General features: G+C 66.3%; 12 protein-coding genes. 8 read left to right on the top strand and 4 right to left on the bottom strand.

Features of this window, described 5'->3' with window-relative positions:
* Window positions 1-161: 161 nt before the first annotated feature.
* The 7 genes from lspA to ACMDCM_RS01860 all read left to right on the top strand — a co-directional run bounded on the left by lspA (window position 162) and on the right by ACMDCM_RS01860 (window position 7,393).
* Window positions 162-659 carry a signal peptidase II gene (lspA, locus tag ACMDCM_RS01890; RefSeq protein WP_412771982.1) on the top strand — a complete coding sequence of 166 codons (498 nt, stop codon included), beginning with the start codon at window positions 162-164 and terminating at the stop codon, window positions 657-659.
* Between the two features lie 81 nt (window positions 660-740).
* A complete protein-coding gene (locus ACMDCM_RS01885; RefSeq protein ID WP_412771981.1) occupies window positions 741-1,454 on the top strand; it encodes a hypothetical protein in 714 nt (237 codons plus the stop codon).
* Between the two features lie 185 nt (window positions 1,455-1,639).
* The gene (locus tag ACMDCM_RS01880) at window positions 1,640-3,028 is read left to right on the top strand and encodes a M16 family metallopeptidase (protein ID WP_412771980.1); all 1,389 of its coding nucleotides are present in this window, start codon (window positions 1,640-1,642) and stop codon (window positions 3,026-3,028) included.
* Between the two features lie 38 nt (window positions 3,029-3,066).
* Window positions 3,067-4,434, top strand: a complete 1,368-nt coding sequence (locus ACMDCM_RS01875) for a M16 family metallopeptidase (protein WP_412774633.1) — start codon at window positions 3,067-3,069, stop codon at window positions 4,432-4,434.
* 57 nt (window positions 4,435-4,491) lie between these two features.
* A complete protein-coding gene (gene arfB / locus ACMDCM_RS01870; protein ID WP_412771979.1) occupies window positions 4,492-4,920 on the top strand; it encodes an alternative ribosome rescue aminoacyl-tRNA hydrolase ArfB in 429 nt (142 codons plus the stop codon).
* A gap of 197 nt (window positions 4,921-5,117) precedes the next feature.
* Window positions 5,118-6,929, top strand: coding sequence for a DNA mismatch repair endonuclease MutL (gene mutL, locus ACMDCM_RS01865; RefSeq protein WP_412771978.1), 1,812 nt, complete (start codon window positions 5,118-5,120; stop codon window positions 6,927-6,929).
* A 23-nt stretch (window positions 6,930-6,952) separates the two neighbouring features.
* Window positions 6,953-7,393, top strand: a complete 441-nt coding sequence (locus ACMDCM_RS01860; protein ID WP_412771977.1) for a DUF1801 domain-containing protein — start codon at window positions 6,953-6,955, stop codon at window positions 7,391-7,393.
* On the opposite strand, the gene rsmD is transcribed toward ACMDCM_RS01860, so the two are convergent.
* Together rsmD and ACMDCM_RS01850 are read right to left on the bottom strand one after the other, a co-directional pair.
* A complete protein-coding gene (gene rsmD, locus ACMDCM_RS01855; protein WP_412771976.1) occupies window positions 7,394-7,954 on the bottom strand; it encodes a 16S rRNA (guanine(966)-N(2))-methyltransferase RsmD in 561 nt (186 codons plus the stop codon). It lies immediately after the preceding gene.
* Window positions 7,955-7,957: 3 nt separating this feature from the next.
* A complete protein-coding gene (locus tag ACMDCM_RS01850) occupies window positions 7,958-10,057 on the bottom strand; it encodes a pseudouridine synthase (RefSeq protein WP_412771975.1) in 2,100 nt (699 codons plus the stop codon).
* A gap of 187 nt (window positions 10,058-10,244) precedes the next feature.
* On the opposite strand from ACMDCM_RS01850, the gene ACMDCM_RS01845 reads away from it, so the two are divergent.
* Entirely contained in the window at window positions 10,245-10,691 is a 447-nt protein-coding gene (locus tag ACMDCM_RS01845) for a nucleoside deaminase (RefSeq protein WP_412771974.1), read from the top strand.
* On the opposite strand, the gene ACMDCM_RS01840 is transcribed toward ACMDCM_RS01845, so the two are convergent.
* Together ACMDCM_RS01840 and purD are read right to left on the bottom strand one after the other, a co-directional pair.
* Entirely contained in the window at window positions 10,675-11,586 is a 912-nt protein-coding gene (locus ACMDCM_RS01840; RefSeq protein ID WP_412774632.1) for an alpha/beta fold hydrolase, read from the bottom strand. The genes ACMDCM_RS01845 and ACMDCM_RS01840 overlap by 17 nt on opposite strands.
* A gap of 121 nt (window positions 11,587-11,707) precedes the next feature.
* Window positions 11,708-12,988 carry a phosphoribosylamine--glycine ligase gene (gene purD, locus ACMDCM_RS01835; RefSeq protein WP_412771973.1) on the bottom strand — a complete coding sequence of 427 codons (1,281 nt, stop codon included), beginning with the start codon at window positions 12,986-12,988 and terminating at the stop codon, window positions 11,708-11,710.
* Window positions 12,989-13,058 lie beyond the last annotated feature (70 nt).

The raw sequence follows: 13,058 nt of genomic DNA, 5'->3' as shown, positions 1-13,058 counted from the left end.
CCCTGGCGGGAGAGGGACGCCCAACGGGTCGGCGCGAGGCGCCGCCCGATGACTGGCTCAGGCGGCCGGGTGAGGCGGCGGATGCGCAGCCCCCCTCATCCGTCTTCGCTTCGCGAAGGCACCTTCTCCCCCGAGGGGAGAAGGAACAGAGCGGCCGACGCATGACCACTCCCCTCCGTTCCGGCCTCATCGCAGCCGCCCTCGCACTGATCCTCGATCAGGCCTCGAAGCTCTGGCTGTTGTTCGTGTTCGATATCGGTCATCGCGGTACCGTCAATGTTACGCCGTTTTTCGACCTGGTGCTGGCCTGGAATACCGGCATCAGCTACGGCTGGTTCCAGACCGACAGCCCGGCGGGCGCGGCGATCCTGCTCGCGATCAAAGCGGTCGCGGTGGTGCTGCTGGCGATCTGGATGGCGCGATCGCATACTCTCCTGGCGACAACCGGCCTCGGTCTCATCATCGGCGGCGCCATCGGCAACGCCATCGACCGCTTCGCCTATGGCGCGGTGGTGGATTTCGCTCTGTTTCACCTCCGCTTCGCAGGAAAAACCTATAGCTGGTACGTGTTCAACCTCGCCGATGTGGCCATCGTTGCCGGGGTGATAGCATTGTTGTATGACTCCTTCTTCGGAAAGTCCGCCGCAAAAGCGCCCTGATCCCGGACGATAGGGGGCTGCTCGGAGTGCGGTCGGCTTCCGATCGCAATCCTTCGAAAAAAACCGAACAGGATAAGCGCGATGCGCAGAGCCGGACAGAACGGTTGGGATGTGCTCAGGGCTTCGGGAATGCTTCCGCGCGGCGTTCGTCTTGCCGCGGTTGCCGCGGGCATCGCCGTCGTACTGTCGTCGAGCGTGGCCCGCGCTCAGGACGACGACGACTCCACCTTCGAGGAAAAAATCATCAAGAATATCATGAGCGGCATCGGCGCCACCAACATGGACAACAAGGGCATCAACTATCGCGAGCGGTCGCCGCTGGTGATTCCACCCAAGATCGACCTGCCGCCGCCGGGCTCCGCCGCGACCGAGGTCAGAGATCCGAACTGGCCGAAGGATCCCGACGCTCAGCGCCACAAGGAATTGGTCGCCGCCCGCAAGCAAAGAAAGCCGGTACCCGAAGAAGAGGGCGCCTCGATCCTGCCGAGCAAGCTCGCAACGCACGGTTCCGGCACCGAGCGACGGGCCGAGACCGAGCAGCCGGGCCAGCCGCCGGACGCGGATCCGTCGCTCAGCCCCTCGCAACTCGGTTTCACCGGCAAGCTCCTCAACCTGTTCGGCGGCAACAAGCCGCAGACCGCAACGTTCACGGGCGAGCCGGAACGGGAAGAGCTGACGCAGCCTCCGGCCGGATACCAGACCCCATCCCCGAACTACGCTTACGGCACCGGGCCGAAGGAAGCCCTCGGCAACACGTATATCGATGTCAACACCGGCAAGGAGCGCAAAGAATGACGGCGACAACCGGCGGCACGAACAAGCCGGGCTGACGTATCCTGCCCGGGTCGTCCAACACGATGCGGGCCGGACTTAGTTTCGTGATCATCCGGACCGGCGACGCCGCGACCGAATGATTGGCTCCAGCAAAGGGACTGACGGCAATCCGTAGCCACAGAGACAACTTGCCGCCGGTGCATGTCATGACAGCACTCAGACGACTGGCCGCCCGCGTCCTCACGGCGCTGGTCCTGTGCCTCGCGCCTGCTTTCGAGGCGGCCCAGGCGCAGACAATCACCGCCCAACCGCCGACTACGTTTACCCTGGCCAACGGACTCGCGGTCGTGATCATTCCCGATCACCGGACGCCGGTGGTCACGCAGATGATCTGGTACAAGGTCGGCTCGGCGGATGAAACGCCCGGCAAGTCCGGGCTGGCGCATTTCCTCGAGCATCTGATGTTCAAGGGCACCGCCAAGCATCCGGCCGGCGAGTTTTCCAAGACCGTGTTGCGCGTCGGCGGCGAAGAAAACGCCTTCACCTATTTCGACTACACCGGCTACTACCAGCGCGTGCCGCGCGATCAACTCGCGACGATGATGGCGTTCGAGGCCGACCGCATGACCGGACTGGTGCTGAAGGACGAAAACGTGCTGCCCGAGCGCGACGTGGTGCTCGAGGAATACAACATGCGCGTCGCCAACAATCCCGATGCGCGGCTGACCGAACAGATCATGGCGGCGCTCTATCTCAACCATCCCTACGGCCGCCCGGTGATCGGCTGGCGCCACGAGATCGAGAAGCTCACCCGCCAGGACGCGCTTGCCTTCTACAAGCGGTTCTACGCGCCGAACAACGCGACGCTGGTGATCGCCGGCGACGTGGATGCGCAGACAATACGGCCCGAGATCGAAAAGACATTCGGCCAGGTGCCGCCACAGCCCTCAATTCCGGCTGTCCGCATCCGTCCGCAGGAACCGGTGCCGATAGCGGCACGGACGGTCACGCTCGCCGACCCTCGCGTCGAGCAGCCGATGCTGCGGCGTTATTACCTCGTGCCTTCCGCAACCACCGCCGCCGCCGGCGAAAGCCCCGCGCTGGATGTGCTTGCGCAACTGATGGGCGAAGGCAGCAACGCCTATCTCTACCGCGCGCTGGTCGTCGACAAGCAGCTCGCCGTCGACACCAACGCATCCTATTCGGGCATCGCGGTCGATCCGACCCAGTTCTCGATCGCGGTGGCGCCGAAACCGGGCGTCGGTTTCCCCAAGGTCGAGCAGGCCCTCGACGCCGTGATCGCGGACCTCGCCAAGAACCCGGTCCCCGCGGAAGACCTCGAGCGCGTGAAGACGCAATTGATCGCGCAGGCGATCTACGCCCAGGACAGTCAGACGACGCTGGCGCGCTGGTACGGCGCGGGCATGACCGTGGGATTGAGCGTCGACCAAATCAGGAGCTGGCCGGACCGCGTCCGCGCGGTGACCGCCGAGCAGGTTCGTGAGGCCGCGCAAAAATGGCTGGTCAAGACGCGCTCGGTGACGGGATATCTGATCAAGGACACCACGCCGGCGCACGAGGAGAAGCGGTCGTGAGACGCATCCGGATCGGCGCGGCGCGCCGCCTGCTCGCCATGGCTTGCTTCGCATTGACCGCCCTCGCCGCGAGCCCGTCGCTCGCCGCAACGAAGATCCAGCATCTTGTGACGCCGGGAGGCATCGAGGCCTGGTTCGTCCAGGATGCAACGGTGCCGCTGGTGGCGATGGAATACGCGTTCGCGGGCGGCGCGACGCAGGACCCGGCCGACAAGCCGGGAGTCGGCTACATGGTCGCGAGCCTGCTCGACGAAGGCGCCGCCGACCTCGACTCCAAGACCTTCCATGAACGGCTCGACCGTCACGCCATCGAGTTGAGCTTCACCATCGAGCGTGACCGGCTCCGCGGCTCGTTGCGGATGCTCAAGGAGCATAGCAACGAAGCGTTCGGCCTGCTGCGGCTCGCCCTGACCGCGCCGCGCTTCGACACCAGCGACGTCGAGCGCATCCGCTCGCAGATCATGTCCAACCTCCGCCGCAACTCGACCAATCCCGACGCACTTGCCGGCCGCAATTTCCTCAAGCTCGCATTCGGCGATCATCCCTACGGCCACCCTTCGCACGGCACCCTCGAAAGCATTCCGACGATCAAGACCGACGACCTCAGGACCTACGTGCATCACGTGCTGGCGAGGGACAAATTGAAGATCGCGGTCGTGGGCGACATCGAGCCGGCGGCGCTCGCAAAGCTGCTGGATCAGACCTTCGGAGGACTGCCCGCGAAAGGCGACCTCACGCCGGTTGCAGACGTCGTCGCCGCCAAGCCGCCGCAACGCGTCTTCGTTCCGCTCGACGTGCCTCAGACCGTGGTCATGTTCGGCGGCCCCGGCATCATGCGTCACGATCCGGATTTCATGGCAGCCTACGTCGACAACCACATTCTCGGCGGCGGCTCGCTGTCATCCCGGCTCTACCGGGAGATACGCGAAAAGCGCGGCCTCGCCTATTCCGTCTCGGAATCGCTGCTGTGGATGGATCATTCGGCGCTGTTTGCGGGCACCACCGGAACCCGCGCCGACCGCGCCAGCGAAAGCATCGAGGCCATCGACAAGGAAATCCAGCGTTTTGCCGACAGTGGGCCGACCCAGAAAGAACTGGACGAAGCCAAATCCTACCTCAAGGGATCGCAGATGCTGGAGCTCGACACCTCATCGAAGCTGGCCAGGGGCCTGTTGCAGTATCAGACCGATAATCTGCCCATCGACTATATCGAGAAGCGCAACGCCATTGTCGATGCCGTCACCCTCGACCAGGCGAGAGCGGTCGCGAAGCGGCTGTGGGGGCACGGGCTCCTGACCGTGGTCGTGGGACGCACGCAGGCGGCGACGCAACCGGCGGCAGCCCAGCCGGGGGCGGCCGCCCGGCCAGGGGCGGCCCAGCCCGCGCCGCACCCGGCCGCGCACTGACGCGCACATATCGGTTATGGTGCTCGGTCTGATTCCCGCCGCAAGGGGGAACAAACAGTGAGTGCCACAGTGCGGATCACCCGCGATATCGCGATCGACGACGACGACATCGAGATCGGCTTCGTCCGCGCCTCGGGTCCGGGTGGCCAGAACGTCAACAAGCTCGCCACCGCCGCGCAATTGCGCTTCGACACCCGCCGCCTGACGCTCGCCCCGGATGTGGCGACGCGGCTCGCGAGTCTCGCCGGGCAACGGATGACGCGGGACGGCGTGATCGTGATCCATGCCCAGCGCTTCCGCACCCAGGAGCGCAACCGCGCCGACGCCATCGACCGCCTGATCGATTTGCTGCGCAAAGCCGCGATCCGCCCCACGCCGCGCCGACCCACGCGGCCAACGCTCGGCTCGAAGCAGCGCCGCCTCGAAGGCAAGAAACGCCGAAGCGACGTCAAGGCGAAGCGCGGTGCGGCCCGTTACGACGATTGAGGCGTTTGCCTTCGTCGTTCCCGCGAACGCAGGAACCTGGACCGCAATCACATCCGGGACACGACGTTCCCCCGGGTAACCCAGGACATTCAAGGTTGCCCATTGATTCGACGCGTTTTCTTCACGCGAACCGGTAGCCACTTTGCTCGAAAACGCTCTAAACTGCCTCCGCCGCAGCCCGAGTCGAGCCTTACCCGATGCCCGTCCGCCAGCTTCCCGAGACCGTCGTCAACCGCATCGCGGCCGGCGAAGTGGTCGAACGCCCGGCGAGCGTGGTGAAGGAACTGGTGGAGAACGCCGTCGATGCCGGCGCGGGCCGCATCGACATCTTCACCGACGGCGGCGGACGGCGGCGGATCGGCGTCACCGACGACGGCGGCGGAATGACGCGCGGCGATCTCGCGCTGGCGGTGGAGCGCCACGCCACCTCGAAGCTCGACGACGAGGATCTGCTGCGTATCCGCACGCTGGGCTTTCGCGGCGAGGCCCTGCCCTCGATCGGCGCGGTTGCGAAACTCGCCATCACGACGCGTCATTCGAGCGAGCCGCATGCGTGGTCGCTCAATGTCGAGGGCGGGCGGAAATCCGCGCTCGCGCCGGCGGCGCTGACGCAGGGCACCCGCGTCGAGGTCGGCGATCTTTTTTTTGCGACGCCCGCACGGCTGAAATTCCTCAAGACCGACCGCACCGAGGCTGAGGCGATCCGCGAGGTGGTGCGGCGACTGGCGATGGCACGGCCCGATATCGCCTTCACGCTCGCCGGCGAAGGGCGTGCGCCGGTGACGTGGACGGCGGCGCTGCCGGGTGCGGCCGGACAATTGACACGGCTCGGCGACATTCTCGGCGCAGACTTCCGCGGCAGCGCCATCGCGGCGCGTGCCGAACGCGAGGGCGTGATCGTGGAGGGCTTCGCCGCCGCGCCGTCGCTGACGCGCGCCAACGCGCTCGGCCAGTATCTGTTCGTCAACGGCCGCCCGGTGCGCGACAAGCTGATCCTCGGCGCGGTGCGCGCGGCCTATTCCGATTACCTACCGCGCGACCGCCATCCCGTGGTGGCGTTGTTCGTCACGACCGAGCCGCAGGAGGTCGACGCCAACGTCCATCCCGCCAAGACGGAAGTGCGCTTCCGCAATGCCGCCCTGGTACGGGCGCTGATCGTGCACGGGCTGAAGGACGCTCTCGCGCGCGAGGGTCGTCGCACAGCCGCCAACGGCGACGGCGCGGTGCTCACCGCATTTCGTCCCGCGACCGCGCCGCGTCCGGCGAACTGGGACTGGCGGCAATCGCCCGCCTCGCCTCTCGGTGCGCGGCCATGGTCCGGCGACGCGGCCGCGACCACCCTGGCGGAGCCCGGACAGGCCGCATTCGATGTCGGCGCGCCGAGCGCGGATGTGCGATTCGACGCCTGTCCGGCAGTTGACCTGATCGACCGGCCGCTCGGCGCGGCGCGCACGCAAATTCACGAAACCTATATCGTGTCGCAGACCCGCGACGGCCTCATCGTGGTGGACCAGCACGCCGCGCACGAGCGCATTGTGTATGAGCGGCTGAAGGCGGCGCTGGAGCGCGACGGCGTGCAGCGGCAAATTCTTCTGATACCCGACATCATCGAACTGGACGAGGCGACCGTCGAAAAGCTGATCGATCGCGCCACGGAGCTCGAAAAATTCGGTCTCGCCATCGAGTCGTTCGGACCCGGCGCGGTCGCCGTGCGCGAGACGCCCTCGCTGCTCGGCAAAACCAACGCGGCGGCGCTGTTGCGCGATCTCGCCGAACACATGGTCGAGTGGGACGAGGCGCTGCCGCTCGAACGGCGGCTGATGCATGTCGCGGCCACGATGGCGTGTCACGGCTCGGTGCGCGCCGGACGAATCCTCAAGCCCGAGGAAATGAACGCGCTGCTGCGCGACATGGAAGCGACGCCCAATTCAGGCCAGTGCAATCACGGCCGTCCGACTTATGTTGAACTTAAGCTGGCCGATATCGAGAAGCTGTTCGGTCGGCGATGATATCCCGTTTCAAGGCGGCAAGCATGAAGAAGCCCAGCGCGAAGGAAGCCGGGGACAAGGATTCTCCCTCCCGCCTCATCGACGCCCGGATCGAGGAGCTGGGCGACTGGCGGGGCGAGATGCTTGCGCGCGTCCGGTTCATCATCAGGCAAGCCGACCCCGAGGTGGTCGAAGAGGTGAAATGGAAAAAACCGTCCAACGCGATGCGCGGCGTTCCGGTTTGGGAACATCACGGCATCATCTGCACCGGCGAAACCTACAAGAACGCCGTGAAGATGACCTTCGCCAAGGGCGCTTCGCTGGACGATCCATCCGGCCTGTTCAATGCCAGTCTCGAAGGCAACACCAGGCGCGCCATTGATCTTCATGAAGGTGACAAGATCGACGACAAAGCGTTGAAGGCACTCATTCGGGCTGCCGTGGCACTGAACACGTCTGCTCTCAAGCGCAAGACCAAGGCGTAGTTACCTGCTGCTCGGCCGTAGAAACACGAACTCGGTGTCGTCATAGGCGCGGCGTTCGAGTTCGTCATAACCGTCCGGCGCGGCGAACGCAGCCGCGGTCGCTTCCTCGATAACGACCAGCGCGTCCGTCACGAGCCATCCACCCTCGCGCAACGAGGTCAGCGCCGTGTCGGCCAGACCTTTGCCATAGGGCGGATCCAGGAACACCAGCGAGAACGGCTCCATCGGATGCGCCGGGCCAAGATTCGTCGCATCGCGGCGATAGACTTTCGTGACGCCGCCAAGCCCGAGCGCCTCGACATTGTTGCGCAACAATGCGCGCGCCTCGGCGCCGTTATCGACGAACAACGTGAACTTCGCCCCGCGCGACACCGCCTCGATGCCGAGCGCGCCGGTGCCGGCGAACAGATCGAGCACGCGCGCGCCGTCAACCGGATTGGCGTAGGCGTGAACGAGGATATTGAACAGCGACTCGCGCAGGCGATCCTGGGTCGGCCGAATCGCATTCGACGCAGGTGACGCGATGTTGCGGCCCTTCAACCGTCCGCCGACGACGCGCATCGTTCAGTCCCGCGGCGTCAGATCGCGCTTGCCGTGATAGCCGCGCTTCGGCCGGCGCGGCGGACCATAGCCGTTGGCCTCGGCTTCGTTGCGCGCCCGCGCCTCGTCGCTGCCGGTCCGCTGCACCACGACGCTGCGGCCCTTGCGATCCTCGATCAGCGCGCGCTTCGTTCTCGCCTTGTTGTCCTTCTTGCTACGCAACGGCGTGCCGTCGCGGCCGAGCTTGGGAGCATCGGCTTCGGCGGCGGCGCCGGCGAAATTCGCGTTGGCAAGCGCGGCGATCTTGTCGCCGAGCTGCTCGCGCAGCACGCGGGTCTTGACTTCCTCGACCTCGCCTTCCGCGATCTCCGCCAGTTGAAACGGACCGTACGAGATGCGGATCAGCCGGTTCACCTCGAGCCCGAGATGCGCCATCACGTTGCGCACCTCGCGGTTCTTGCCCTCGCGGATCGCGAACGTCAGCCACACATTCGCGCCCTGGTCGCGCTCCAGCGTGGCGTCGATCGAGCCGTATTTGACGCCATCGACCTCGACGCCATTCCTGAGCGCGTCGAGTTGCGCCTGCGTCACCTCGCCGTGTGCGCGGACGCGATAGCGTCGCAGCCAGCCGGTGTCGGGCAGTTCCAGCGCGCGGGCCAGACCGCCGTCGTTGGTCAGCAGCAACAGCCCTTCGGTGTTGAAGTCGAGCCGGCCGACGCTGATCAGCCGCGGCAAACCTTCGGGCAGGTTATCGAACACGGTCGGCCGCCCCTCGGGATCGGCGTGGGTCGTCATCAATCCGCGCGGCTTGTGATACAGGAACAGCCGCGTGCGCTCGCGCTCGGGCAAGGGCTGGCCATCCACGGTGATGACGTCGCGCGAGGTGACGTCGAGCGCCGGCGAGTTGATGACGCGGCCGTTGACCGCGACGCGGCCCTGCGTGACCCATTCCTCGGCGTCGCGGCGCGAGGCGAGACCGGCGCGCGCCATCACCTTCGCGATGCGCTCGCCTGCCTTCTTCGGCTTCGGCTCGGGCCGCGCGCCGCGGCGGTCGTCGTCAGGCCTGCGTTCGCGATAGGCGCCGCGCCCTCCGAACGCCGGACGCTTCGCGAAGACCTTGCTGTCGTCCTCATTGTCACGACGCGGGCGATCGTCGCCTCCTTCATGGCGCGGGCGCTCCCGCCGTGGGCGATCGAAGCGAGGACGATCCCCGGACGGACCGTCATAACGCGGCCGCTCGCCCTGCGGACGATCAAACTTGCGCGGGCCACGCTCGCCGCCCGCAGCACGTTCGGGGCGATCTTCCCGCGATTTCGAGAACCGTGGACGCGCTGCGCCGCCGCGATCATCGCGCGGCCTATCGAAACGTCCGGCGTCATCGCGCGAGGGCCGGGAACCGCGTCGCACATCATCGCGCGGGCGGGCGTCGCGCTTCTCCCACGGCTTGGACTCGCCGCGCTCCGGACGGTCGCCGAAATCCTTGCGCGGCCCGCGCGAACCGCGATCTGGCGCGCCGCGTGAAAACGTCCTGTCACCGACAGAGCGATCCCCGCGCGGCTCATAAGCGCGCTTCTCGCCGCCACCCTCGCGCGGAGGAAGCGCGCCATAAGGTCGGTCGCCTTGCGGCCGCGCACGCTGCGGACGGCCGCCGTCTTTCCGGAAACCCTCGCCTCGCGGGGCGTAGGGACGCTTGTCACCGAATTTCTTGTCGGCAAAGCGCCCCGCAGGGCGCGCGTCGCCACGCTCAGCGCGCGGTGCGCGGTCGTCACGTTTGAAGGCTGGACGCTCGCCGCGAGGCGAGTCCCCGCGCGGCGTGTAGGCACGCTTGTCGCCGCCGTCGTCGCGCTTGAAGCGAGGCCGCGCGGCGTCACCGCCATCGCGTTTGCCCGCATAGGGTTTCCCCGCACCCGCCTGTGACGTCCTGGCATAGGGTTTCGCACCGGCAGCCTTGTTCGCACCGGCGCGCTTGCCGGTTGAGGGACGCTTGCTGCCTTCGTCTCGCGCCGGAAGGCCGCGCTTGGCGAGCTTCTTTTCCGGGCCGCGCGCCGCGCCGGATCGGCGCTTGCCGCCTGGGGGACGATCACGCCGGCCACGTGCATTGTCTTTATCGGTATCGCGGGGCATGAATGTTCTCGCAAAAGCAACCGGCCGGCGGCGACGCCGGCCCCGAGGATGAGCATAACGGTTTCGCGCGCGGCTCTTGTCCGAAGCACCGTCTTGCGAAAAACCAATTCAAGTTTTGAACGCGCCTCTTAACAGGGTTCTCACCGGAGCGCGATCAGCAAAAGCGGATGCGCCCGGGAAACCAGACATGACCGCACCAAGTTTCATGGATTTGGCGCTTGAAGCCGCCGAAACGGCCGGAAAGTCGGGCGAGGTGCCGATCGGCTGCGTCATCGTGCGGAATGGCGAGGTCATCGCATCGGCCGGAAACCGCACGCTGACCGACCGCGATCCCACGGCGCATGCCGAAATCCTGGCCCTGCGGGCCGCCGCGCACGCCCTCGGCAGCGAAAGGCTGACCGGCTGCGATCTTTATGTGACGCTGGAACCCTGCACCATGTGCGCGGCCGCGATCTCGTTCGCGCGGATCCGGCGGCTCTACTACGGAGCGGCAGACCCGAAAGGCGGCGCGGTGGATTCCGGCGTCCGCTTCTTCGCCGCGTCGACCTGCCATCACCGGCCGGAGGTGTATCCAGCGGTCGGTGAAAACCAAGCGGCGGCGCTGCTGCGGGATTTCTTCAAGGCGCGGCGGTGAAGAACTGCCTCAGCGCCTTCGCGGTCTCGTCCGGCGCTTCTTCCGGCAGGTAGTGGCCTGAATTCAGCGCACCGCCCGTCACTTTGGCCGCCCAGACCCGCCAGGCATTGAGCGGCGTGGCCGAGGCCGCGGCGGCGATGCCCGCATCGCCCCACAGCGCCAGCATCGGAATGGTGATCTTCCTGCCCGCTTCAAGATCGGCCTTGTCGATCTCGAAATCGGCATAGGCGCCGGCGCGATAGTCCTCGCACATCGCATGGACCCGCGAAGGATCGCGGCACGGCGCGAGATAATGCTCGAGCGCGCGCGGGTCGATGGCATCGAGCGTGCCGGATCCGGTCTTGCTCGCCATCGTCTGTTTCAGGAAAAAATCCGGCTGCCCGGTGATGAGCTTCTCCGGCAGCGGATCGGGCTGCGCGAGAAACGCCCAGTGATAGATTTTCAGCGCCGACAGCCGATTGATGCGCGACCAGTAGTCGTAGGTCGGCAGGATGTCGAGCACGGCGAGTTTCGACAGCCGTCCGGGATGATCGAGCGCGAGCCGATAGGCGACGCGGCCGCCGCGGTCGTGCCCCGCCAGCGCGAAATACACGTGACCGAGTTTCTCCATGGCCTCGATCAAGGTTTCCGCCATCGCGCGCTTGGTATAGGGCGTGTGGTCCGCATCGCTCTCGGGCATGTCGGACCAGCCGTAGCCGGGCAGATCGGGAATGATGACGGTGAAGGCGTCGGCGAGTTGCGGCGCCACCTTGTGCCACATCACGTGCGTCTGCGGAAAACCGTGCAGCAGCAACAGCGGCGGCCCCTTGCCTCCGACGCGCGCGAAGATGCGGCCCGAGGTCGTGCTGATCCATTCGGAGGCGTAACCGGGAAACAGATCGGCAAGGTCGGGCATGGCTGATCCCTTCATCTCCGGCATCCCTTCGGCGCGCTCCGGGCCGGGACGCGCCTGAGCGGATTCGAGACGATTGCGGCCGCCAATGCAACCCGTCGCAACAACCCGCGTGGGAATGAAACTATCCGCCGCTCTCCCGCTTAACCGCCCGGAAGCCGATGTCGCGGCGGCAGAAGCCGTCAGACCATTTGATGCGATCCACCGCCTCGTAGGCGCGCGCCTGCGCCTCCGCGACGGTCTTGCCCGAGGCGCAGACGTTCAGCACGCGCCCGCCATTGGCGAGGATGCGTCCGCCCTCCTCCTTCGTTCCCGCCTGGAAAATCTGCACGCCTTCGACCTCGGCGGCGGCGTCGAGGCCTTCAATGGGCGTCCCCTTTGCATAGTCGCCGGGATACCCTTTCGCCGCCATGACAACGGTCAACGCCGGATCGGGAAACCAGCGCAGGCTGAAATGGTTCAGTTGTCCGTCGCAGGCGGCGAACAGCGCCGGCACGATGTCCCCCATCATCCGCAGCATCAACACCTGGCATTCCGGGTCGCCGAAGCGGACGTTGTATTCGATCAGCTTCGGTCCATCGTCGGTGATCATCAGGCCGGCGAACAGCACACCCTTGAAAGGCACGCCCTTCGCGCGCATGGCGCGCAATGTCGGAAGGATGATCTCGTCCATGGTGCGGCGGCACATCTCGTTAGTCATGACGGGTGCCGGCGAATAGGCGCCCATGCCGCCGGTGTTCGGTCCCTTGTCGCCGTCGAAGGCGCGTTTGTGATCCTGCGCCGTCGCCAGCGCCAGCGCGTGCTCGCCGTCGCACAGCGCGAAGAACGACGCCTCCTCGCCGCGCATGAACTCCTCGACCACCACTTGCGCGCCGGCCGCGCCGAAACCGCCCTCGAACATCATGTCGATCGCCGCGTTCGCGTCCTCGATCGTCATCGCGACGACGACGCCCTTTCCCGCGGCAAGCCCGTCGGCCTTGATGACGATCGGCGCGCCGTTCGCGGCGATGTAGGCCTTCGCCGCCCCGGCATCGCTGAAACGTTCATAGGCGGCGGTTGGAATATTATTGTCGCGGCAGAGATCCTTGGTGAAGCCCTTCGAGCTTTCAAGCCGGGCTGCGGCCTTGCTCGGCCCGAACGCCTTGATGCCGGCGTCCGCGAGATCGTCGACGATACCCGCGGCAAGCGGCGCTTCAGGCCCGACCACCACCAGATCGACCTTGTTGGCCTTGCAGAACGCGATCACGGCGGCATGATCGGCGACATCGAGCGACACGCAGTCGGCGACGCGCGCGATCCCTGCATTGCCCGGCGCGCACCAGAGTTTCGTCAGCAACACGGAGTCGGCGATTTTCCAGGCCAGCGCATGTTCGCGGCCGCCGGAACCGAGCAGGAGAATGTTCATGAACGACTGCCGATAAGGATTTTCGATGGTTGACCGACGCTTTAGCATGGTAAGGCGGAGGCGCAACAGA

This window comes from Nitrobacter sp. (assembly GCF_047149785.1).
GTDB lineage: Bacteria > Pseudomonadota > Alphaproteobacteria > Rhizobiales > Xanthobacteraceae > Nitrobacter.
Note: the sequence above shows the minus strand (reverse complement) of the source record. Positions and strands in the feature narration are given on the sequence as shown.

Bases quoted from the DNA above. Each gene is read 5' to 3' on its own strand.
- lspA (WP_412771982.1), top strand. From the start codon at position 162: ATGACCACTCCCCTCCGTTCCGGCCTCATCGCAGCCGCCCTCGCACTG.
- ACMDCM_RS01885 (WP_412771981.1), top strand. From the start codon at position 741: ATGCGCAGAGCCGGACAGAACGGTTGGGATGTGCTCAGGGCTTCGGGA.
- ACMDCM_RS01880 (WP_412771980.1), top strand. From the start codon at position 1,640: ATGACAGCACTCAGACGACTGGCCGCCCGCGTCCTCACGGCGCTGGTC.
- ACMDCM_RS01875 (WP_412774633.1), top strand. From the start codon at position 3,067: ATGGCTTGCTTCGCATTGACCGCCCTCGCCGCGAGCCCGTCGCTCGCC.
- mutL (WP_412771978.1), top strand. From the start codon at position 5,118: ATGCCCGTCCGCCAGCTTCCCGAGACCGTCGTCAACCGCATCGCGGCC.
- ACMDCM_RS01860 (WP_412771977.1), top strand. From the start codon at position 6,953: ATGAAGAAGCCCAGCGCGAAGGAAGCCGGGGACAAGGATTCTCCCTCC.
- rsmD (WP_412771976.1), bottom strand. From the start codon at position 7,954: ATGCGCGTCGTCGGCGGACGGTTGAAGGGCCGCAACATCGCGTCACCT.
- ACMDCM_RS01850 (WP_412771975.1), bottom strand. From the start codon at position 10,057: ATGCCCCGCGATACCGATAAAGACAATGCACGTGGCCGGCGTGATCGT.
- ACMDCM_RS01845 (WP_412771974.1), top strand. From the start codon at position 10,245: ATGACCGCACCAAGTTTCATGGATTTGGCGCTTGAAGCCGCCGAAACG.
- ACMDCM_RS01840 (WP_412774632.1), bottom strand. From the start codon at position 11,586: ATGCCCGACCTTGCCGATCTGTTTCCCGGTTACGCCTCCGAATGGATC.
- purD (WP_412771973.1), bottom strand. From the start codon at position 12,988: ATGAACATTCTCCTGCTCGGTTCCGGCGGCCGCGAACATGCGCTGGCC.